Raw genomic sequence first — 19,719 nt, forward strand, 5'->3', positions numbered from 1 at the left:
ATGAGCGAAGCCGCCAAGCCTGCCGTCCCATCCACACCCGCCGTGCCGAAGGCCGCCGGCCGCGCCGGGAGAAACACCGAGCTGCCCGAGCACCTGAAGTCCTACAAGCACGTCTGGGTGTTCGTCGAGCACGACCGCGGCCACGTCAACCCGGTGAGCTGGGAGCTGATGGGCGAGGCGCGCAAGCTGGCCGACAAGCTGCAGGTGCAGGTGGCCGGGGTGATCCTCGGCGGCCCCGACGAGCCGCTGGACGCCTACGCGAAAGAGGCCTATGCCTACGGCGCTGACCGCTGCTACGTGATGCGCGACCCGGTGCTCAAGGGCTACCGCAACGAGCCCTTCACCAAGGGGCTGACCGACCTCGTCAACACCCACCAGCCGGAGATCATGCTGCTGGGCGCCAGCGCGATGGGCCGCGACCTGGCCGGCTCGGTGGCGACCACGCTGGGCACCGGCCTGACCGCTGACTGCACCGAGCTGAACATCGACGGCCGCGCGCTGGCCGCCACACGCCCCACCTTCGGCGGCTCGCTGCTGTGCACGATCATGACGCTGGCCTACCGGCCGCAGATGGCCACCGTGCGGCCGCGCGTGATGCAGCTGCCGCGCCGAGACGAGACGCGCACCGGCGACATCGTCGAGATGCCGCTGGGCATGATCGAGACCGACATCGTTACCAAGCTGCTCGACTTCATCCCCGACGCCAACCGCAACACGGTGAACCTGGCCTACGCCGATGTGATCATCGCCGGCGGCAAGGGCCTGAAGAACGCCGACAACTTCAAGATGGTGTGGGACCTGGCGCGCGTGCTCGGCGCCGAGGTCGGCGCCACCCGCGCAGTGGTGCAGGCCGGCTGGGCCGAGGCCGAGCGGCAGGTCGGCCAGACCGGCAAGACGGTGCGGCCCAAGCTGTACATCGCCGCGGGCATCAGCGGCGCCATCCAGCACCGCGTGGGCATGGAGAGCTCGGACGTGATCGTGGCGATCAACACCGACCCGAACGCGCCGATCTTCGATTTCGCGCACTACGGCATCGTCGGCAACGCGATGCAGGTGCTGCCCGTGCTGACCCAGGCGTTCCGCACGCACCTGGACAAGCGCATCCGCAAAGTGGCCTGAGCCAAGGAGCACGACATGGCAGAGAAGTTCGATGCGATCGTGGTCGGTGCGGGCCCCTCGGGCAACACCGCCGCGTACACGCTGGCCAAGGCGGGCCTGAAGGTGCTGCAGATCGAGCGCGGCGAGTACCCGGGCAGCAAGAACGTGCAGGGCGCCATCCTCTACGCCGACGCGCTGGAGAAGGTCATCCCCGACTTCCGCGACGACGCGCCGCTGGAGCGCCACGTCATCGAGCAGCGCATCTGGGTGCTCGACGACAACAGCTTCGTCGGCACGCACTACCGCAGCGACGACTACAACAAGCCGCCCTACAACCGCTACACCATCATCCGCGCGCAGTTCGACAAGTGGTTCAGCTCCAAGGTGCGCGAGGCCGGCGCGCTGCTGATTTGCGAGACCACGGTGGAAGAGCTGCTGATGGACGGCGACCGCTGCATCGGCGTGCGCTGCGACCGCAAGGGCGGCGAGGTGCATGCCGACGTGGTGATCCTGGCCGACGGCGTGAACAGCACGCTGGCGCGCAAGGCCGGCTTCCACGGCGAGCTCAAGGCCGGCAACGTGGCGCTGGCGGTGAAGGAGATCCTCTTCATGCCGGAAGAGGTGATCCAGCAGCGCTTCAACATCAACGAGGAAGAGGGCGTGGTCATCGAGATGATGGGCACGCTCACCGAGGGCATGGTGGGCACCGGCTTCCTCTACACGAACAAGGATTCGCTGACCATCGGCGTGGGCTGCATGCTCAGCGATTTCAAGGCCAACCCGCTGAAGACGACGCCCTACGCGCTGCTCGAGAAGCTGAAGAAGCACCCGAGCATCGCGCCGCTGATCGAGGGCGGCGAGATGAAGGAGTACTGCGCGCACCTGATCCCCGAGGGCGGCTTCCACGCCGTGCCCAAGGTGTACGGCGAGGGCTGGATGATCGTGGGCGACTCCGGTGGCTTCGTCAACGCGGCGCACCGCGAAGGCAGCAACCTGGCGATGACCACCGGGCGGCTGGCCGCCGAGACGGTGATCGCCGCCAAGGCCGCGGGCAAGCCGATGACGGCCAGGACGTTGAAGGCCTACAAGGACAGCCTCGACGACAGCTTCGTGATGAAGGACCTGCACAAGTACCGCGAGCTGCCGCAGGTGCTGCACGACAGCCCGCACTTCTTCACCACCTACCCCACGCTGGTCAGCCGCGCGGCCAAGACCTTCTTCACCGTCGACGGCGTCGACAAGAAGACCAAGCAGCGCGAGATCCTCGGCAGCTTCCGCTCGGCGCGCCGCTGGCGTGGGCTCGTGGGTGACGCGTTCAAACTCTGGAGGGCCTTCCGATGATCGCCGTGAATGTCGAAGAGAAACTCTTCCAGAACCGCTACAAGGTCGACCATGGCCGGCCGCACATCCAGATCAAGGATGCGGACGTCTGCAAGAACGACTGCGAGGCGCAGTCCTGCACCTACGTCTGCCCGGCCTCCTGCTACAAGGCCGAGGGCAACCGCGCGGTGACGCTGATCACCGACGGCTGCCTCGAATGCGGCAGCTGCCGGGTGATCTGCACCGAGCACACCAACGTGGCGTGGGAGTACCCGCGCGGCGGGCACGGCATCCTGTTCAAGTTCGGTTGATTGGCCCCCATGAACGACGTCGAACGATTCCTCGCCCACGCGGTACAGCTCGAACGCGAGGCGGCGCGCCGCTACGAGGAGCTGGCCGCTGCCATGGGCACCGAGGGCAACCGCGAGCTGGGCGTTTTCTTCACGCGCATGGCGCACTACTCGCGGCTGCACCTGGCCGATGCGATGGCGCGCGGTGGCTTCCGCAAGCTGCCGCCGCTGGAACTGCATGAATACGAATGGCCCGACGGCACCTCGCCCGAGACGGCCGGCTGGGAAGGCGTCGATGCGCAGATGGGCCCGCGCGAGGCGCTGGAGCTGGCGCTCGACGGCGAGCGCCGCGGCCACGCCTACTACGCCACCATCGCTGCCACCACCAGCGATGCGGAACTGCGCGGCATCGCCACCACCTTCGCCGAGGAAGAGGCCGAGCACGTCGCCGAGCTGGTCAAGCTGCTCGCGGCCTGCGTCGCTTGATCTGCATCAAGCGACAACCGCTCGTCACCCTTTTCCCGGGTGAAACCCTGATCCCGGCTTGGATCTTGCACCCCTGACCCATTGAAGCGGCGCATCGGCCTGCGATGCCCGTCTGCGATGCACCGCCGCACCGGCGCGCATCCGATTGCACCGCTCGGGTCCTTCGATGTTGTCCAAGGAGGTGCGTGATGCTGAGCCGAACGAGTCACGATCAGCGCTCCCACGTGGAGCTGATCACCGTCTACGAGATCTGCCGCATCCTTTGCGCGTCGCTGGACATCGACCGCACCTTCCGCGCCGCGCTCAACGTGCTGGCCGCGCAGATGGACCTGCCGCGCGCCATGATCGTGCTCAACGACACCGAAGAGAACGCGCTGCGCCTGCACAGCTCGGTGGGCCTGTCGCGCGAGCAGGAGGCACGCGGCCAGTGGCAGCCCGGCGAGGGCGTGATCGGCCACGTGGCCGCCTCGGGCATGCCGGTGGTGGTGCCCGACGTGGCCCAGGCCGCCGAATTCATCGATCGCACCGGCGCCTTCAGCGCGCAGGATGGGCACATGATGGCCTTCGTCGTCGTGCCGCTGAAGACCGACAAGGCGGTGGTCGGCGCGCTGGCCGCGCAGCGCGAGGTGCGCGGTGGCGCGCGCCTGTCCGACGACCAGCGGTTCCTGACCATGGTGGCCTCGCTGCTGGCGCAGGCGGCGCAGCTGCACGACGCGGTGCGTGACGAGCACCAGCGCCTGCAGCTCGAGACCACGCGGCTGCAGAAGGCGCTCAAGCGCGAGCCACGCGGGCGCTACGCGCTGGACAACGTGGTCGGCGAATCCAAGCCGATGCAGCAGGTGTTCGTCGAAGTGCACCAGGCCGCGCCCTCGCGGGCCACGGTGCTGCTGCGCGGCGAGAGCGGCACCGGCAAGGAGGCGATCGCGCGCGCCATCCACTTCCTCAGCCCGCGCAAGGACGCCGCCTTCATCAAGGTCAACTGCGCGGCGCTCACCGAGAGCCTGCTGGAGAGCGAGCTGTTCGGCCACGAGAAGGGCGCCTTCACCGGCGCCGCCGGCGAGCGCAAGGGCCGCTTCGAGCTGGCGCACGGCGGCACGCTGTTCCTCGACGAGATCGGCGACGTGTCTCCCGCCTTCCAGGCCAAGCTGCTGCGTGTGCTGCAGGAGCGCGAGTTCGAGCGCGTGGGCGGCAGCAAGGCGGTGAAGGTGGACGTGCGGCTGATCTGCGCCACCAACCGCGACCTGGAGAAGATGGTGCAGCGCGGCGAGTACCGTGCCGACCTGTACTACCGCATCAACGTGGTGTCGATCTTCCTGCCGCCGCTGCGCGAGCGGCGCGCCGACATCCCGGCGCTGGTGGCGCACTTCATCGACCGCTACAACAAGGAGAACCGGCGCGCGCTCAAGGTTTCGCCCGAGGCGATGAAGGTGCTGACGAGCTGCTACTGGCCGGGCAACGTGCGCGAGCTGGAGAACTGCATCGAGCGCACCGCCACCATGATCCAGGGCGACACCATCCGCGACTTCGCTTTCCCCTGCAAGAGCAATCGCTGCCTGACGCAGACACTGCACTTCCTCGACAAGGCGGATGCCGTGGCGGCGGTGGGTACACCCCCGGCGTCCGCGGTGCCTTCGGTGCCTCTTCCCATGCCCACCCGCCATGCTCCGGCGGAGGAGGAAGCGCCGGGCGACGACAGCGTCACCCGCATCGGCCCGACGCAGCGCCTGCCCGCCGGCAGCGCGGCGGCGAGCGCGAGCAGCGAGCCACCCGAAGGCGAACGCGAACGGCTGATCTGGGCGATGGAGCAGTGCGGCTGGGTGCAGGCGAAGGCGGCCCGGCTGCTGCGAGTGACGCCGCGGCAACTCGGCTACGCGCTGCAGAAGAACCGAATCGAGGTGCGCAAGTTCTGAGGTGCCGGACGATCGCTCAGTCGAGCATCACCACGCGGTCCTGCACGCCGGGTTCGCAACCCTCGGCGATCGGCTCCCAGCCGCGGTGCACCACCACGCGCGTGCCGGCGTGGCAGAACTCGACGCGGCGTGCGCCGGGCACGCGCTCTCGCACGAAGGCCTCGATCGAGGCCGGCATGCTGACGCGGAACACGGCCTGGTCCAGGTCAGCCTGCGGATGGTCGTCGTGGTGCAGCCAGGGCACGGCCACGCTCAGCCACATCATGGGCGGGAAGGGCAGGCGGAACTCGCTGCCCGCGTAGCCCTGCGCGCGCATCCAGGCCTGGGCGCGCGCACGCGCCTCCTCGGCCTGCGGCGCATCGCTCCAGGCGCTGGCGAGCATCTCCATCACCCACTGGTTGCAGTTCTGGTAGCGCAGGCCGTAGGCATAGGCGTTGGCGCTGTAGGTGGCGCCGAGCAGCTGCAGCGCGCGGCGGTTGTCCAGCGCTGCCGGCTCGAGCGCGGCGGCGGCCGCCTCGGGCAGGAACACCACCGAGATGTACCCGCCTTGCGGGTCGTTCAGGCCGAGCAGGAAGGCGGTGAGGCCCTGGTCGAACAGGCGCGGCTGGCGCTCCTCGCAGGCGTAGTAGAGCTGGCGCACCGACCAGGGCGCGACCTCGCTGCCCTTCAGGCTCACGCCGGTGTGCGAATAACGCTGGCCGAAGCGGGCGAGGTCGAGGCCGGAGCGTGATACGAGCGCCAGCCGTTGGCCGGAGCCCTCGAGCTCGTCGCGCACCAGCGCCGCGAAGCGGAACAGGCGGTCGCGCTGCTCGTGGCTCATCTCGCCGTGCGAATCGCAGTAGCGCAGCGCCTCGGCATATGCCGGCAGTGCCGCCAGGCCGGCGACCAGGGCGAACGCGGCGGCCCGCAGCCGCTTCAAAGTCAAAGCGAGACGGGGCGCGTCTGCAGCTCGCGGTACCAGTCATCCTTCAGCGCCATGAAGAAGCCCTTGAGCGTCTTGGCGTGGGCGAACTCCATGCCGTAGGGCTTGTTGCGCGCGGTGACCACGGCGCCCGCCGCGAGGCGGCCCTGCTCGACCACCTGGTGCGGCACGTAGAGGTAGAACTCGCCGTCGGCACCGATGTCCTTCACGGCCTGCAGCTTCATGCGCATGGTGCCGGGCTGCTCGGCCACGTCGGCCACTTCGATGATGCGGTAGTCGCCCTCGGCCACCGTGTTGCCCGAAGAGCTGTTGCTCGAACGCTGGATCGAGCCCGAGATGCTGCCCACGCTCTGCGATGCGGTGGACGAAGCCGACGAGGCGGACGAGGCCGGGTCGGCCCAGGCGGACGCGGCCACGCCGCAGGTGATGAGCGCTGCGAGAGCAAGGCGGTTCGCGTGGTGGGCCATGAAGTCTCCTGCGTTGACGAAAAGCAGGGCAATGCTACTGCGCGAATGATGTCGGCACGTTGCCGTTTGTGACGCCTCGCTGCGGCCGCTGCAGCGGCTCAGTGCTCGATCCACACCGGCGTCGAGTCCAGGCGCAGCTCGTCGCAGTCTCCTGCCGCGCCCGGCCCGCCACGATCGATGACGAGGAAGTCGGTGTCGGCGTCGATGGCGATCAGCGGGTGATGCCAGGTGCCCGGTGCGTAGTTGACGCCCTGGCCCGGCGCCGCGACGAAGCAGCGCAGCAGCGCCGGGTAGGGCTGCGGCCCCGGCGGTGCGACGACGACGAGAAAACGGCGCGGCACCAGCGCCACGAAGGCCTGGCTGCCCAGTGGGTGGCGCTCCATCAGGCTCAGGCGCAGCGGCAGCGGCCGGGCCTTCGCGCGGAAGATGCTCAGCAGCGGGTGGCCGCCCTCGCGGGCGGTGTCGATGCGCGCCAGATCGTTGAAGCGTTGTGCCCAGCCCTCGTTGATCGTGTAGGGCGAAGCGCGGTCGGTGGCCTCGATGACGTCGCCGAAAGTCTGGAAGCGATGCGCTTCCAGCGGCTCGATCGGCAGCACGCGGCGGGTGGGGTCGGTCATGGCGGTGGCCTCAGCAGTCGATGTCGTCGAGCGCGCCTGCCTGGCCGCCGCGGCGGTCGCGGAAGGCCAGGCCCATGGCCAGCGTCTGCGCCAGGCACATCGCCGAGGTCAGAGAGCGGAAGCCGAGCAGCCCGGCATCGTTCACGGCCAGCACCAGCTCGGCGCCGCGCGCCACCGGGCTGAGCACGCCGTCGGTGATGGCCAGCCGCTTCGCGCCGGCGCGTTGTACCTGCTCGCAGACCTGCAGCGTGTCGGCCGCGTAGGGCGGGAAGCTGATCGCGATCAGCAGGTCGCTCGGGCCGACCGCGCCGGCCTGCTCGGCGATCGCGCCGCCCAGGCCGGTGATCTGCACGCTTGGCCGGCCGACGCGGTTCAGCGCATAGGCCAGGTACGCGGCCACCGCGTACGAGCGGCGCAGGCCGAGCACGTGCACCAGGCGTGCCCGGCGGATCATGCGGATCGCGCGGTCGAGGTCGAGGCTGCCGGCATCGTCGCGCAGGTGCTCCAGCGACACCATGTTGGCCTGGCTGAAGGCGCGCAGCACCTCGGTCGGGTCGCTCGGGTCCTCGATGGCCAGCTCGCCGCCGAAATGTCGGATGCGCTCGCGAAAGCTCGGCGCCGCGGCGCGCTGCAGCGGCGCGAGGAACAGGCGCTGCAGTTCACCGTAGCCCGAGAAGCCGAGCGACTGCGCCATGCGGATGAAGGCCGAGGCGGCGATGCCCGAGGCCTGCGCGACCGCGGCCACCGGCTGCAGCGCGATGTCGTTGGGGTGCTCCAGCGCGTACTGCGCCGCGGCGCGGGCGCGCGGCGTCAGGCTGTCGCTGGCCAGGCCGATGGCGTCGCGCAGCTGATCGAGCGTGGCAGGTTTGTCCATCACGCCATGCTAGAGGGACGGCCGCGCCGGCTCAGAACGCGCGGACCTCGCCGCGTGGCACGAAGCGGCCCATGCCCTCGCGGCCGTGCCAGTCGGGGCCGTCGACGATCAGCTCGCCGCGCAGGAACACCTTCTCGACCTTGCCGCGCAGCGTGCGGCCCTCGAGCAGCGTGTAGTCGCAGTTGGAGTGCAGGTCCTTCGCGCGGATGGTCTGTGTGGCGGCGGGGTCGAACAGCACCACGTCGGCATCGCTGCCCACCGCGATCGTGCCCTTCTTCGGGAACAGGCCGAACAGCTTGGCCGGCGTGGTGGAGGTGAGCTCGACGAAGCGGTTCAGCGACAGCTTGCCCTGCATCACGCCGATGTCGAACAGGCTGGCCAGCCGCGTCTCGATGCCCGGCGCGCCATTGGGGATGAGCGAGAAGTCGTCCTTGCCGCGCTGCTTCTGCAGCCGGTAGCCGAGGTGGCCTTCCTTCATGCAGAAGGGGCAGTGGTCGGTGGCGATCACCTGCAGGTCGTCGTAGCGCAGCGCGCGCCACAGGTGCTTCTGGTCGTCGGGCGTGCGCAGCGGCGGCGTCATCACGTACTTGGCGATCTCGAAGTCGTCGCTCGAGTACACCGAGTCGTCGAACAGCAGGTAGTGCGGGCAGGTCTCGGCGAACACCGGGATGCCCTCGTCGCGCGCCGCGACGATGTGCTTGAGCGCCTGGTTCGAGGACACGTGCACGAAGTAGATCGGCGCGTTGGCCAGCTCCGCCAGGCGGATGCCGCGGTGCGTGGCCTCACCCTCCATGATCGCCGGGCGCGTCATCGCGTGGTAGCGCGGCGAGGTGTGGCCGGCCTCCAGCGCCTCCTTGATGAGCAGGTCGATCACCGTGCCGTTCTCGGCGTGCAGCGCGACCATGCCGCCATCGGCGCCCACCTGGCGCAGCATCTGGAAGATCGCCGCGTCGTCGGCCATCATCACGCCGGGGTAGGCCATGAACATCTTGAAGCTGGTCACGCCCTCGTGGCGCATCGCATGGCGCGTGTCGGCCAGCACCTGCGCGTCGACGCGGGTGACGATGCAGTGCAGGCTGTAGTCGATGTTCACCTGCGGCTCGGCGCTGCGCTGCGCGCGCGCGATGGCGCCGAGCACCGAGTCCTGCGCCGTCTGCAGGGCGAAGTCGACCACCGTGGTGGTACCGCCGAAGGCTGCCGCCTTGGTGCCGCTGGCGAAGGTGTCGCAGGTGATCGTCGGGCCGATCACGTTCTCCATGTGCACGTGGGTGTCCACGCCGCCGGGCAGCACGTACAGGTCGGTGGCGTCGACCACCTTCACGTCCGGGCCGACCTCCAGCGCCGTGCCGATGGCGCGCACCACGCCGTCGCGCATGAGCACGTCGGCGACGTAGTCGTCGCTCGCGGTGATGACGCGGCCGTTGCGGATCAATGTCGAGCTCATGCGATCACCTCCTCGAAAGCGCGGATCAGCCGGTCGATCTCGGCCTCGGTGTTGTAGTGCGCCATCGACACGCGCACCACGCCGCTGTGACCCTGCAGGCCGAGCGACTCGATGAGGCGTCTGGCGTAGAAATCGCCGAAGCGGATGCCGATGCCGTGGCCGTCGACATGGCGCACGATGGATTCGCTGGGCGTGTTCGCGACGACGAAGCTGATGGTCGGCACGCGCTGGCCGTCGGTGGCGGACGGCCGGCCGATGATGCGCACCGACTTGCGCCCGCGCAGCCAGCCGAGCAGCCGCTCGGCGAGGCGGTCCTCGTGCGCTGCGAAGGCGTCGAAGGCGGCCTGCATGCGCTGGCGCGGCGTGCCGGTGGCTCCCAGCGCGGTGCCGGTGTCGCACAGGTACTCGTGGATGCCGATGCATCCATACGAGAGCTCGTAGTTCACGTTGCCCGGCTGCAGCTTGTAGGGGATGACCTCGGGGCCGATGAAGAAGTGGTTCAGGCTGGGCAGCGAGAGCAGCAGCTCGCGCCTGCCCCACATCACCGCGTAGTGCGGGCCGAACACCTTGTAGAAGCTGAACACCACCACGTCGGCGCCGCAGGCCTGCACGTCGACGAGGCGGTGTGGCGCGTAGGCCACCGCGTCGACGCAGACGCGCCCGCCGGCGGCATGCACGCGGCGCGACACTTCCTCGACCGGGTTGACGGTGCCGAGGATGTTCGAGGCGTGCGTCATCGCCAGCCAGGTGGTGCGCGGCGAGAGCAGGCGGTCGAGGTCGGCGAGTTCGAGCGCGAGGCTGTCGCGATTGACCTCCCACACCTTGATCACCGCGCCGGCCTGCGCCAGGCGCATCCAGCCGCCGATGTTGGCCTCGTGGTCGCTGTTGGTGACGATGATCTCGTCGCCGGGTTTCACGCCGGGCAGCAGCGCCTGCGTGAGGATGAACATCAGCGCCGTGGTGGCGCCGCCCATCACCACCTCGTCGTCGTGCGGCGCGTTGATCAGCTCGGCGACGGCGCGGCGCGCGGCCAGCACCTTCTCGCCGGCGCGCTGCGAAGCGGCGTAGCTGGCACCGAGCTGCACGCTGCTGGTGAGCAGGTAGTCGCGCACGCGGTCGGCCACGCGCTTGAGCACTTGCGAGCCGCCGGCGTTGTCGAGGAAGACGGTGTCGCTGGCGAGGGCGGGGAACTCGGCGCGGATGCGCTCTAGGTTGAGTGCGGTCATGTTGGGGTTTGGCTTCTTGCCGATCGATGTGAGGTTCGAGCGTCGCGGCAGGCGCTGCCCGCAGGGGGCTCATGCTGTGGCGGTCGGCCTTGCAGGCCGACTCCACTGCGATGCTCGCGCCGGGGTCGTGCCGCAGAACTCACTACGCGACCTGCGGTCGCTGCGTTCAGACAGCCGCGGCAAGTCAGTTCACGAAGCGCGCTTACGCGCGCCGACCCCGGCGCTGTGCTTCTCGTCGCCACAGAAATCGCCCCCCGCGGACACCGCCTGCCGCGAAGTCCACCACTGGTTCTCTTCCATCGGCACGCCACCACCGGTTCAGCAAAGGCGCGCTCGGGCAGGCGAAGGCGCGCCTCTGAGGTGCCGAGAAGCGCAGGGCTCGTGGCCGCGCGCGCAGCGCGCTTCGTCTTCTGACTCGTCGACGCTGTCCGAACGCAGCGACCGCAGGGAGCGAAGTGAGTTCGGCGACGGGGCCGCGAGACCGAGCATCGCAGGGGAGTCGGTGCGCAGCGCCGACCGCCGAGGCGAAGCGCCGTAGCCTGCCCGGGCGCGCCTTTGCCGCACACCTCGCCAACGACCGGTACGCACGAAGGCAAAGTCATCCCCATCCTCAGTGCTGAAGGATCGCCTGCAGAAACGCCTGCGTCCGCGCCTCTCGCGGTGCCCCGAAGAACTGCTCGGGCGGCGCCTGCTCCACCACCACGCCGGCCTCCATGAACACCACGCGGTCGGCCACGCGCCGCGCGAATCCCATCTCGTGCGTCACGATCACCATCGTCACGCCGGTGTGCGCCAGCGCCTGCATCACGGCCAGCACCTCGCCGACCATCTCGGGGTCGAGTGCTGAGGTGGGCTCATCGAACAGCAGCACCTTGGGCTCCATCGCCAGCGCGCGCGCGATCGCCACGCGCTGCTGCTGGCCGCCGGAGAGCTGCCCTGGCAGCTTGTCGCAGTGGTCGGCCAGGCCGACCTTGACGAGCAACGCGCGGGCACGTTCGTCGGCTTGCGCCCGCGGCATGCCGCGCACGCGCAGCGGCCCGAGCGCCACGTTGTGCAGCGCGCTCAGATGCGGGAACAGGTTGAAGCTCTGGAACACCATGCCCACTTCGGCGCGCACCTTGACCAGCGCCTTGCCGCGCACCACCTTCTCGCCGTCCACGCGCACCTCGCCGCGCTGGTAGTCCTCGAGCAGGTTGATGCAGCGGATCAGCGTCGACTTGCCCGAGCCCGAGGGCCCCACGACGACCACCACCTCGCCGTGCGCGATGCTCAGGTCGACGCCCTTGAGCGCATGGAAGCTGCCGTAGTGCTTGTGCAGCCCGGCGATCTCGACGACGGCGCTCATCGCGTGGCCTCGCGGTGCCGCGCCTCGAAGTGGCCGACCAGCCGCACCAGCGGCAGCAGCAGCGCGAGATACAGCAGCGCCGCGCCGATCAAGGGCGTCGGGTTGGCGGCGAGCGCCTGCGCCTGCGTGGCCTGCTTGAGCAGGTCGGGCATGGCCACCACCGAGGCCAGCGCCGTGTCCTTCAGCACGTTGATGCAGTTGCTCGTCAGCGGCGGCGTGACGATGCGCAGCGCCTGCGGCAGCACCACGTCGCGCATGGTGTTCAGGAAGCCCAGGCCGATCGCCTCGGCCGCCTCGAACTGCCCTTTCGGAATCGCCTCGATGCCGGCGCGGAAGATCTCCGCCGTGTACGCGCAGGACACCAGCGACAGCGCCGTGGCCGCCGCCGCGAACGACGACAGCCGAACGCCGACGAAGGGCAGCGCGTAGTACACGAGCACCAGCAGCACCAGCAGCGGGATGGAGCGGAACACGTCAATGTAGACACGCGCCGCCGCGCGCAGCGGTGCCACGCCGTACAGCCGCAGCAGCGCCATCAGCAGCCCGCTGACCATGCCCGCGACGATGCTCACCAGACCCAGCAGCACCGTGACCCCCAGCCCCTCGAACAGCAGCGGCAGCGCATCGCGCAGCACGCGCCAGTTGAAGAAGGTGGTGATCAGGTCCACGGGCTGGGGCGGGCGCTCTGCGCGGGCTCAGTGCCCTACTTCGGCATGTCCAGCACCTTCACCGTGGCGCCATCGGCCGGCGGCATGCTGCCGAACCACTTCTGGTGCGTCTTGGCGATGAAGCCTTCCTTCTTCAGCGTGGTCAGCGCGTCGTTGACCTTGGCGGCGTCGGCGAAGTTCTTCGCGAACATGAACGAGTAGCGCTCGCCGGTCGGAATGCGGCCGGCCACGCGATACTGCGGCTTGTCCTTGATGTAGTACTCGACGGCCGGGATGTCGCTGATGTAGCCGTCGATGCGGCCGGCGGCCAGGTCGAGCATCGCCGGGGCCAGGCCCTCGTAGCGCGAGATCTTGGCGATCTTGTACTTGCCGGTGTTCTCGGTGGCCCAGATGTCGCCGGTCGAGGCGGTGTCCACGCCGACCGTCTTGCCCGAGAGGTCTTCGAGCTTGTTGATTGGGCTGGCCTTGAGCACCGACAGCGACTGGTCGCTGTCGTAGTAGGGCTGCGCGAAGGCCAGCGTCTCCAGGCGCTTGGGCGTGATGGTGATCGACGAGATCGCGATCTGGATGCGGCCCGACAGCACCGCCGGGAACAGGCCGTTGAACGGGATGTTCTCGATCTTCACCGTGTTGCCGGTGCGCTTGGCCACCTCGTTGACGAGGTCGATCTCGAAGCCGACGAACTTGCCCTGCGCGTCCTGGAACTCCCACGGCACGTTGCCGATGTTGGCGCCGACGGTCCATTCGGCGGCAAGGGCAGGTGCCGCCATGGTGGCGGCGAGCGCGAAGACGGCGGCGAATCTGCGGAACTTCATAGGTGCGACTCCTGGGGGGTGAGGGCGCGGCACGCAGCGTGCCGATCGAAGGGCCATCCTAGGAGATTGGAGCAAACAGTTCAAGAGAAAGTCGCAGTGAAGCATTTACACCAACGCGGTGCGGCGCCGGCCGTGCTGGTGCACGCGCCGCACCATCCCGAGCCGAAGGCTGTCATCGCATAGCATCGGCGCCGTGGTGATGTCGCGCCCCTTCCTGATGCGCCTGGCCGGACTCGCCGTGCTCGCGGCGCTGCTGTCGGCCTGCGGCTCGGGCCCGAAGACGCGGCCGGGCCGCGACGGCCCCGAGGCGAACCCGCCCTCGCGCCTGTCGGAGGTGCCCGACGCCGAGCCGAGGATCGAGCCGATCCGCAACGGCGGGCCGAACAAGCCCTACGAGGTGCTGGGCCAGAACTACACGCCGATGACGCAGGACCGGAACTTCAGCGAGCGCGGCCTGGCGTCCTGGTACGGCAGGAAGTTCCATGGCCGACGCACCGCCAGCGGCGAGGTCTACGACATGTACGCGATGACGGCGGCGCACCCGACGCTGCCGCTGCCGAGCTACGCGCGCATCCGCAACCCGGCCAACGGCCGTGAGGTGATCGTGCGCGTCAACGATCGCGGGCCCTTCCACAAGGGCCGCATCGTCGACCTGAGCTACACCGCGGCGCTCAAGCTCGACCTGTTGCGCGGCGTGGCTCCGGTGGAGCTGGAGCGCATCACCTTCGCGGAGATCCGCAGCGGTGCATGGCGGCGCGACGGGGCGCCGACGGCCGTGGCCCGTGCACCGGCGCCAGAGCCGGTGCCGGCCGCCCCGCTGGACGTGGCACCACCTCCAGTGGCGCCGCCGGAGTCCGAAGGCGACGGCACCCCCTTGCGGCCACTGGCCAGCGCACCGCGCGGCTTCTGGATCCAGCTCGGCGCCTTCCGCCAGCGCGACGGCGCGGAGAGCTTCCAGCGCCGCGTCGCCGACGAGCTCGACTGGCTGTCGCCGCAGCTCGCCGTGTTCGTCGACACGCCACTGTTCAGGCTGCAGGCCGGGCCCTACGCGAGCCGCGAGGAAGCCAGGGCCGGCGCCGAGCGGGTGCGCGAGGCGCTGCAGCTCGTGCCAGTGATCGTCGAACGCAAGTGACGGCTACTTCTTCTGCGCGAAGTGTTCGTCGTAGCGGTGCACGAAGTCCTTGCTCGCGAGGGGCAGGTGGCAGGCGCGGCAGGTCGCCGGGTCTTCGGGCCCCTTCTGTCCGCTGGCCAGGTAGCTCGCGTAGACCCAGTTGCCGTTGCGCAGCGACTCGGCGGCGCCCTGTCCCCAGCCGGCGTTCTTGCCCATCACGAACACGCGCAGCAGCTCGGCCTTGACGAGCTTGCCGTCGGCGCCGGTGGCCAGCGAGCCGTCGGGATTGGCCTTGGCGGCGTAGTTCTCCATCACGAAGACCGTGCCGTTGCCGAAGCCCGCCGCGACGCTGCCGGCGGCGCCGGTCGGATTCATGTAGATCTCGCGCACCTGCTTGGCATCGGGGCGCTGGACGGCGCTGAGGAACTTGGGCCACGACTTGTAGTCGGCGGGCACGGCGAGTTCGCCGTCGTTCAGCGCCTTGGGGCCGGTGGCGCACCCAGCCACGAGCGCGGCGCCGGCGAGCGAGAGAAGGAGGTTGCGGTACATCGATGAACTCCCATCGGGGCGGCGTCGATCTTGACGCCGGTCAACTGTAGTCGACAGTCTCGACGTAGCGCGGATCCTCGTGCAATCCCCAATAGGCCTGTTGCAATTGCAGGGTCACCGGGCCGAAAGCCCCGCTGGCGCGGCCGGCCACCGGCACGCCGTCGACGCGGCTGATGCCGATCACGCCCCCGCCGGTGCTGCTGAGGAACACCTCGTCGGCTCGCTTCAGGTCGGCCACCGGCAGCGAGGCTTCGCGCACCGGGATGCCGTGCGCGCGCGCCAGCTCGATCACCGTGCGGCGCGAGATGCCCTCGAGCACGCCGGCCGCCGGCGTGACCAGCGTGCCGTCGACGAGCGCGAAGACGTTGAAGCCCGGCCCTTCGGTGATGTCGCCAGCGGCGTCGACCAGCACCACCGTCTCGCCGCCGCGCTCGTAGGCCTGGAACAGTGCCGTGACCATGTCGAGCCAGTGGTAGTTCTTGATGCGCGGGTCGACGCTGGCCGCGGCGATGCGCTGCACGTCGCTGACGATCAGGTCGATGCCGCGCGCCTGCTTCGCCGGGTCGGCGATCCACACGAACGGGATCGCGAAGGCCATGAAGCGGTTCGTGCAGCTGCGCGGGTCGCGCGAGCCCGGGGCCGGCATGCCGCGCGTGCACAGCACCTCGACGTAGGCGTCGCGCAGCCCGGCGCGGCGCACGCATTCGTGCATCACCGCGCGCACCTCGTCGCGGGTCTTGCCGGGGTTCAGGCGCAGCCGGTCCATGCTGGCGAAGAAGCGGTCGACGTGGTCGGACAGGCGGAAGAAGCGCCCTTGCCACACGTGCGCGACGTCGTAGGTGGCGTCGCTGTGCAGGAAGCCCCAGTCGAAGATGGAGATCTTCGCGTCCTCGGGGGCGACGTAGCGGTCGTCGATGTAGGCGCAGCCTTGCATGATCGCGGCAGGGGGTGGCGGTGCGCCGCAGTATGCTCCGCCGGCCCATGCCGCCGCACGACCGCATCGCCACCCGCCCCGCGCCCGGCTTCGAGCCGCGACAGGTGCTGCTGTTCTCGGGCCACCGGGTCGATGCGCCGGATCGGCCGCAGCCGCGCTTCCCGCCCGGCAAGGTGGCGGCCGCCGCGCGCCGCATCGACGAGGCGCTCGCCCACTGGCAGGCGGGGCCGCAGGACCTGGCGATCACGCAGGGCTCGGCGGGGGGCGACCTGCTCTTCGCCCACGCCTGCCAGGAGCGTGGCGTTCCGCTGCAGCTGATGCTGCCGCTGCCCGAGGCCGAGTTCGTGCGCCGAGCCGTCGCGCCGAGCGCCGAATCAGCGCGCTGGTGTGCCGCGTGGTCGCACGTGCGCGCGCGCCTCTCGCTGGCGCCGCTGTTGTTGCCCGAGGCCGCTGGCAGCCCCTTCGAACGCTGCAACCGCTGGATGCTCGACACCGCACTCGGATTCGGGGATTCGCGCCTGCGCCTGATCTGCCTGTGGGACGGCGGCGGCGGCGACGGTCCGGGCGGCACCGATCACCTGGTCGAACAGGCCCGCCGCCAGGGCGTGCCGGTGACCTGGATCGATACCCGCCGCCTCCGCAGTGTGAACAGAGCCTAGGCTTGCAGTTCGGCGATGCCCTGCGCCAGGGTGTCGGCGATCGGGTCATCGCGCCCGCGCAAGGCCTCGAGCAGGCGCTGCAGCACTGGCAGCACCGATTTCAAGGTGTCGGCATCGCCGAGGCTGCGCATGCGCGCGTAGCTGGTGTGGGCGTCGCCCGCTTCGCCGAGCAGCAGCTGGCACTGGCCGAGGTCGGCCCAGGCCCAGCGGTCGTTGCGCCGCGCGCCGTGCACCTGCCGCGCGATGGCCTCGACTGCCTTGCGCAGCGAAGCGCGCTGCTGCGTCGCGGTGCTCTGCTTCATCTCGATCGGCAGCACGATGGCATTGACGAGGTTGTACGAGCTCAGCACCTCCAGGCGCTCGGCCGCCTCGATGCGCGCGCCGTCCTGGAAGGCGAGCAGGGCCTGGTCGAGCTGGTCGAGCCGCCGGTGGTTGCCGCCGAGCATGCCCAGGCAGTCGGCCAGGTGCGCCGCCAGGGCCTGCTCGCCCTCGGACGCCGCGCCGTCGTCGAACAGCGTCGCGTGCCATGGCGAGGCGCGCAGCATCGCCACCGTCTGCTCGAGCACGGCCACGGCGCCGGGCAGGTCGGCGGCGTCGCGGCAGTCCTTGGCTTCTTCCTTGCGCGCCTTGACTCGGGCCGCCAGGCGGGGCAAGTGGGTGCCCGGGTCGCCGGCCGCACGCACTGCGCTGGTACCGACCAGCTGGACCAGATCGGCGCGCCCGCCCTGCCGCGCCCAGCGCCGCACCTGCACCGACAGCAGGTCGAACTGCAGCGCGCGCTGCGGGTCGCCGGCCAGCTCGGCGGCGCTGTAGCGCCAGTGCATGTAGAGCCAGGCGGCCAGTCGCCGCTCCTGCGCGGCGCGGCGCGAGCGCTCGATGAGCGACTTGCCGACGTCGTGGAACAGGATCGGCGAGATGCCCGTGCTCTCCTGGTCGTCGCTGAAAAGCAGGTTGGCGTCCTGCACCAGCTCGTCGTCCACCGCCGGCGGGTGGGCCGAGGCGTCGCTGTCGAGTGCCTCGCCGACGGCGCGGTAGACGAGCCCGACCTCGCCGCGGCGATCGGCCGCGAGCGTGGCCTCGAAGCGGTCGATCATCTGCTCGAAGGCCTGGTCGTCGCCGGCTTCGCAGCTGTAGGGCAGCGGCTCGAAGAGCCGCATCATGGCCTGCGCGTGCACCGGCGTGCCTTCGGGCAGCACCGCGGCGCCGTCGCGCGCCTCGATGATGTGCACCGCGCCGAGGCGGTTCGTCGCCAGCCGCACGCCGGCCTCGTACATCACGTTCGGGCGCAGCGCCGTCCAGTCGATCAGGCACATGTCGGTGCGCCGGATCGATTCGAACAGCGTCTGCGCCACCAGGCGCGGCGTGTCGAGGTCGAGCAGCCGCGCCAGGCGCGGTTGCGCGTCGCGCGGCCCGCCGCCATCGCGCAGCCGCCGCGACAGCTTGCCGGGCAGCTCTGCGGCGATGGTGCTGGTCCAGTTGCGCTCGCGGTACTCGACCGAGAAGGGGCACAGCACGAGCACCTGCTCGGCGTGGCCGATGCCCTTGTAGGCGCTCGATTCCAGGCCGAGCTGGCGCACCGAGTCGAAGGCCGGCAGGTCGAGGTAGTGCGGCAGCTTGGCCAGGTCGCGCAGGCCGGTCTCGAACTTGCGCGCCAGCAGGTCCCAGGGGCGCAGGCCCTCGCCCATGCGCACCTGCTGCGCCGAATGCGCAGACAGGTTGAGCAGCTGCAGGTTGAAGGGGATGTCGATGTGCTCGCCCACGCGGTGTTCGCCGCCCACGCTGCACACGGTGACACCGCGCCGCGCCACCGAGCGCACGCCGAGCAGGAACACCACGCCCGGCTCGAAGCCGGTGAGGTCGAACACGGCCACCTCGGCGCGGCACAGCGCCTGCACGGCACGCACCAGGTTCTCCGGCGATTCGAAGGCGCGCGCCACGGCCAGTTCGGCCAACTGCACAGGGCCCTGGCTGCCGGCGGCCTCGAGGATGGCCGGCCCGGTGTGGTCGAAGGCGCGGCGCACGTGCTGCAGCAGCGGCGTGTCGGCGGGGCCGGGCGGGCGCTGCGCGGCCACGACGACGCAGCGCAGCGCCGGGCCGCCGGGCAGCGCGCCCTCGGCCAGCGCGTCGGCAATGGCGCCGTGCGTCGCCGGCTTGCGCGCGCCGGCGGCCGCGCCCGTGGCCGCGGTGAGCATCGGCAGCAGCCCGATCGCCGAGGCGATGTCGCCCTTGGACTGGTCCGGCGAATGCACCTGCGGCCGCACCGCGTCGCCGCGGAAGCGCTCGCGCATGATCGCGTAGGCGCGGTCGCGCGCCTGGTTCAGCGTGAGCCGGCGCGGCGTGCCGTCGTCGGCGCGCAGCGCCTCGAGCAGCGCGCCGGTGAACATGGTGTAGGTCTCGTCGGCCGGCGCCCGCGCCGGCTCGCTCTGGCTGCTGGCGCACAGCAGCGCAGTGCCCTTCTGCGGTTCGTCGTCCTTGGCGCCGTCGCGCACCTCCCCGATGACGACCTGCGCCGCGGCATCGTCGCTCATCATCTCGCGCACCGCCGCGCTGGCGAAGCAGCAGTCGAGCACGAAGTACTTGCGCGCATGGCGCGCCTCGGACTTGACGGCCTGGTGCAGGTGCTTGAAGCGGTAGCGCGTGTCGGGCGCGTCCTGGCGGGAATCGTGCAGCGACAGCAGGTACTCCTTGTCGTCGAAGGAGCCGTGGCCGATGTAGTAGACGATCACGTCCTTGCACACCGCCGCGCCCTCGCGCAGGAAGTCGCGGATGCGCTGGCCGAGCCGCGGCGCGGCCTCGTCGCTGTCGTACAGGTCGAGCAAGCGGCCCGCGGGCAGGCCGAAGCCGGCCGGGTCTTCGAAGTAGCGGCGCACGGCGTCGGCGGAAGCGCGAAAGCGCGGGTTGGACAGCCGCGGGTCGTACGGGTAGGTGCCGGCCCCGAGCAGGATGACCTGCGTCGTCGCCGCGCTGGCGGCGCCGCTGGACAC

The 19,719-nt window shown here is 70.2% G+C and carries 19 protein-coding genes; 7 read left to right on the forward strand and 12 right to left on the reverse strand.

Annotated features, from left to right (window positions below; all coding sequences use genetic code 11):
- The 5 genes from HZ992_RS24785 to nifA all read left to right on the forward strand — a co-directional run bounded on the left by HZ992_RS24785 (nucleotide 1) and on the right by nifA (nucleotide 5,104).
- Nucleotides 1–1,119, forward strand: coding sequence for an electron transfer flavoprotein subunit alpha/FixB family protein (locus HZ992_RS24785; protein ID WP_209384496.1), 1,119 nt, complete (start codon nucleotides 1–3; stop codon nucleotides 1,117–1,119).
- A gap of 15 nt (nucleotides 1,120–1,134) precedes the next feature.
- Nucleotides 1,135–2,439 carry an FAD-dependent monooxygenase gene (locus HZ992_RS24790; protein ID WP_209384497.1) on the forward strand — a complete coding sequence of 435 codons (1,305 nt, stop codon included), beginning with the start codon at nucleotides 1,135–1,137 and terminating at the stop codon, nucleotides 2,437–2,439.
- Complete coding sequence (locus tag HZ992_RS24795; protein ID WP_209384498.1) at nucleotides 2,436–2,729, forward strand: ferredoxin family protein; 294 nt, start codon at nucleotides 2,436–2,438, stop codon at nucleotides 2,727–2,729. Before HZ992_RS24790 ends, HZ992_RS24795 begins: the two co-directional genes overlap by 4 nt.
- A 9-nt stretch (nucleotides 2,730–2,738) precedes the next feature.
- The gene (locus tag HZ992_RS24800; RefSeq protein WP_209384499.1) at nucleotides 2,739–3,194 is read left to right on the forward strand and encodes a ferritin-like domain-containing protein; all 456 of its coding nucleotides are present in this window, start codon (nucleotides 2,739–2,741) and stop codon (nucleotides 3,192–3,194) included.
- 188 nt (nucleotides 3,195–3,382) lie between these two features.
- Nucleotides 3,383–5,104: a nif-specific transcriptional activator NifA gene (gene nifA / locus HZ992_RS24805; RefSeq protein ID WP_209384500.1), complete on the forward strand. Its 1,722-nt coding sequence runs from the start codon at nucleotides 3,383–3,385 to the stop codon at nucleotides 5,102–5,104.
- 16 nt (nucleotides 5,105–5,120) lie between these two features.
- On the opposite strand, the gene HZ992_RS24810 is transcribed toward nifA, so the two are convergent.
- The 9 genes from HZ992_RS24810 to HZ992_RS24850 all read right to left on the reverse strand — a co-directional run bounded on the left by HZ992_RS24810 (nucleotide 5,121) and on the right by HZ992_RS24850 (nucleotide 13,482).
- Nucleotides 5,121–6,023 (reverse strand): DUF2145 domain-containing protein, encoded by a 903-nt coding sequence (locus tag HZ992_RS24810; protein WP_245213296.1) that lies wholly within the window; start codon nucleotides 6,021–6,023, stop codon nucleotides 5,121–5,123.
- A gap of 2 nt (nucleotides 6,024–6,025) precedes the next feature.
- Nucleotides 6,026–6,493, reverse strand: a complete 468-nt coding sequence (locus HZ992_RS24815; RefSeq protein WP_209384502.1) for a hypothetical protein — start codon at nucleotides 6,491–6,493, stop codon at nucleotides 6,026–6,028.
- A gap of 98 nt (nucleotides 6,494–6,591) precedes the next feature.
- The gene (locus HZ992_RS24820) at nucleotides 6,592–7,110 is read right to left on the reverse strand and encodes an ureidoglycolate lyase (protein WP_209384503.1); all 519 of its coding nucleotides are present in this window, start codon (nucleotides 7,108–7,110) and stop codon (nucleotides 6,592–6,594) included.
- A gap of 10 nt (nucleotides 7,111–7,120) precedes the next feature.
- On the reverse strand, nucleotides 7,121–7,984 hold the full coding sequence (locus tag HZ992_RS24825) for a MurR/RpiR family transcriptional regulator (RefSeq protein ID WP_209384504.1): 864 nt from the start codon (nucleotides 7,982–7,984) through the stop codon (nucleotides 7,121–7,123).
- Nucleotides 7,985–8,015: 31 nt separating this feature from the next.
- Entirely contained in the window at nucleotides 8,016–9,428 is a 1,413-nt protein-coding gene (gene hydA, locus HZ992_RS24830) for a dihydropyrimidinase (RefSeq protein WP_209384505.1), read from the reverse strand.
- Nucleotides 9,425–10,654, reverse strand: coding sequence for a cysteine desulfurase-like protein (locus HZ992_RS24835; RefSeq protein WP_209384506.1), 1,230 nt, complete (start codon nucleotides 10,652–10,654; stop codon nucleotides 9,425–9,427). The genes hydA and HZ992_RS24835 overlap by 4 nt, the downstream gene beginning before the upstream one ends.
- Nucleotides 10,655–11,264: 610 nt before the next feature.
- Nucleotides 11,265–11,999, reverse strand: coding sequence for an amino acid ABC transporter ATP-binding protein (locus tag HZ992_RS24840; RefSeq protein ID WP_209384507.1), 735 nt, complete (start codon nucleotides 11,997–11,999; stop codon nucleotides 11,265–11,267).
- Nucleotides 11,996–12,667, reverse strand: coding sequence for an amino acid ABC transporter permease (locus tag HZ992_RS24845; protein WP_209384508.1), 672 nt, complete (start codon nucleotides 12,665–12,667; stop codon nucleotides 11,996–11,998). The genes HZ992_RS24840 and HZ992_RS24845 overlap by 4 nt, the downstream gene beginning before the upstream one ends.
- A gap of 35 nt (nucleotides 12,668–12,702) precedes the next feature.
- A complete protein-coding gene (locus HZ992_RS24850; RefSeq protein ID WP_209384509.1) occupies nucleotides 12,703–13,482 on the reverse strand; it encodes a transporter substrate-binding domain-containing protein in 780 nt (259 codons plus the stop codon).
- Nucleotides 13,483–13,681: 199 nt separating this feature from the next.
- On the opposite strand from HZ992_RS24850, the gene HZ992_RS24855 reads away from it, so the two are divergent.
- Nucleotides 13,682–14,614, forward strand: coding sequence for a septal ring lytic transglycosylase RlpA family protein (locus HZ992_RS24855; protein ID WP_209384510.1), 933 nt, complete (start codon nucleotides 13,682–13,684; stop codon nucleotides 14,612–14,614).
- A gap of 3 nt (nucleotides 14,615–14,617) precedes the next feature.
- Here the strand turns inward: HZ992_RS24855 and HZ992_RS24860 are convergent, their stop codons facing one another.
- Nucleotides 14,618–15,142 carry a cytochrome P460 family protein gene (locus HZ992_RS24860; protein WP_209384511.1) on the reverse strand — a complete coding sequence of 175 codons (525 nt, stop codon included), beginning with the start codon at nucleotides 15,140–15,142 and terminating at the stop codon, nucleotides 14,618–14,620.
- 40 nt (nucleotides 15,143–15,182) lie between these two features.
- Complete coding sequence (locus HZ992_RS24865) at nucleotides 15,183–16,076, reverse strand: aminotransferase class IV (protein WP_209384512.1); 894 nt, start codon at nucleotides 16,074–16,076, stop codon at nucleotides 15,183–15,185.
- Between the two features lie 47 nt (nucleotides 16,077–16,123).
- Here HZ992_RS24865 and HZ992_RS24870 point away from each other — a divergent pair, with 47 nt between their 5' ends.
- On the forward strand, nucleotides 16,124–16,735 hold the full coding sequence (locus HZ992_RS24870) for a hypothetical protein (RefSeq protein WP_209384513.1): 612 nt from the start codon (nucleotides 16,124–16,126) through the stop codon (nucleotides 16,733–16,735).
- Here the strand turns inward: HZ992_RS24870 and HZ992_RS24875 are convergent.
- Complete coding sequence (locus HZ992_RS24875; RefSeq protein ID WP_209384514.1) at nucleotides 16,732–19,719, reverse strand: caspase family protein; 2,988 nt, start codon at nucleotides 19,717–19,719, stop codon at nucleotides 16,732–16,734. The two genes, HZ992_RS24870 and HZ992_RS24875, sit on opposite strands and share 4 nt — an antisense overlap.

The sequence above is a fragment of the Rhizobacter sp. AJA081-3 genome, assembly GCF_017795745.1.
Taxonomy (GTDB): Bacteria; Pseudomonadota; Gammaproteobacteria; order Burkholderiales; family Burkholderiaceae_C; genus Piscinibacter.

What these genes read in the sequence shown, in the direction of transcription:
- HZ992_RS24785 (WP_209384496.1), top strand. Translation starts at nt 1, where the DNA reads ATGAGCGAAGCCGCCAAGCCTGCCGTCCCATCCACACCCGCCGTGCCG.
- HZ992_RS24790 (WP_209384497.1), top strand. Translation starts at nt 1,135, where the DNA reads ATGGCAGAGAAGTTCGATGCGATCGTGGTCGGTGCGGGCCCCTCGGGC.
- HZ992_RS24795 (WP_209384498.1), top strand. Translation starts at nt 2,436, where the DNA reads ATGATCGCCGTGAATGTCGAAGAGAAACTCTTCCAGAACCGCTACAAG.
- HZ992_RS24800 (WP_209384499.1), top strand. Translation starts at nt 2,739, where the DNA reads ATGAACGACGTCGAACGATTCCTCGCCCACGCGGTACAGCTCGAACGC.
- nifA (WP_209384500.1), top strand. Translation starts at nt 3,383, where the DNA reads ATGCTGAGCCGAACGAGTCACGATCAGCGCTCCCACGTGGAGCTGATC.
- HZ992_RS24815 (WP_209384502.1), bottom strand. Translation starts at nt 6,493, where the DNA reads ATGGCCCACCACGCGAACCGCCTTGCTCTCGCAGCGCTCATCACCTGC.
- HZ992_RS24820 (WP_209384503.1), bottom strand. Translation starts at nt 7,110, where the DNA reads ATGACCGACCCCACCCGCCGCGTGCTGCCGATCGAGCCGCTGGAAGCG.
- HZ992_RS24825 (WP_209384504.1), bottom strand. Translation starts at nt 7,984, where the DNA reads ATGGACAAACCTGCCACGCTCGATCAGCTGCGCGACGCCATCGGCCTG.
- hydA (WP_209384505.1), bottom strand. Translation starts at nt 9,428, where the DNA reads ATGAGCTCGACATTGATCCGCAACGGCCGCGTCATCACCGCGAGCGAC.
- HZ992_RS24835 (WP_209384506.1), bottom strand. Translation starts at nt 10,654, where the DNA reads ATGACCGCACTCAACCTAGAGCGCATCCGCGCCGAGTTCCCCGCCCTC.
- HZ992_RS24840 (WP_209384507.1), bottom strand. Translation starts at nt 11,999, where the DNA reads ATGAGCGCCGTCGTCGAGATCGCCGGGCTGCACAAGCACTACGGCAGC.
- HZ992_RS24850 (WP_209384509.1), bottom strand. Translation starts at nt 13,482, where the DNA reads ATGAAGTTCCGCAGATTCGCCGCCGTCTTCGCGCTCGCCGCCACCATG.
- HZ992_RS24855 (WP_209384510.1), top strand. Translation starts at nt 13,682, where the DNA reads ATGTCGCGCCCCTTCCTGATGCGCCTGGCCGGACTCGCCGTGCTCGCG.
- HZ992_RS24860 (WP_209384511.1), bottom strand. Translation starts at nt 15,142, where the DNA reads ATGTACCGCAACCTCCTTCTCTCGCTCGCCGGCGCCGCGCTCGTGGCT.
- HZ992_RS24865 (WP_209384512.1), bottom strand. Translation starts at nt 16,076, where the DNA reads ATGCAAGGCTGCGCCTACATCGACGACCGCTACGTCGCCCCCGAGGAC.
- HZ992_RS24870 (WP_209384513.1), top strand. Translation starts at nt 16,124, where the DNA reads ATGCCGCCGCACGACCGCATCGCCACCCGCCCCGCGCCCGGCTTCGAG.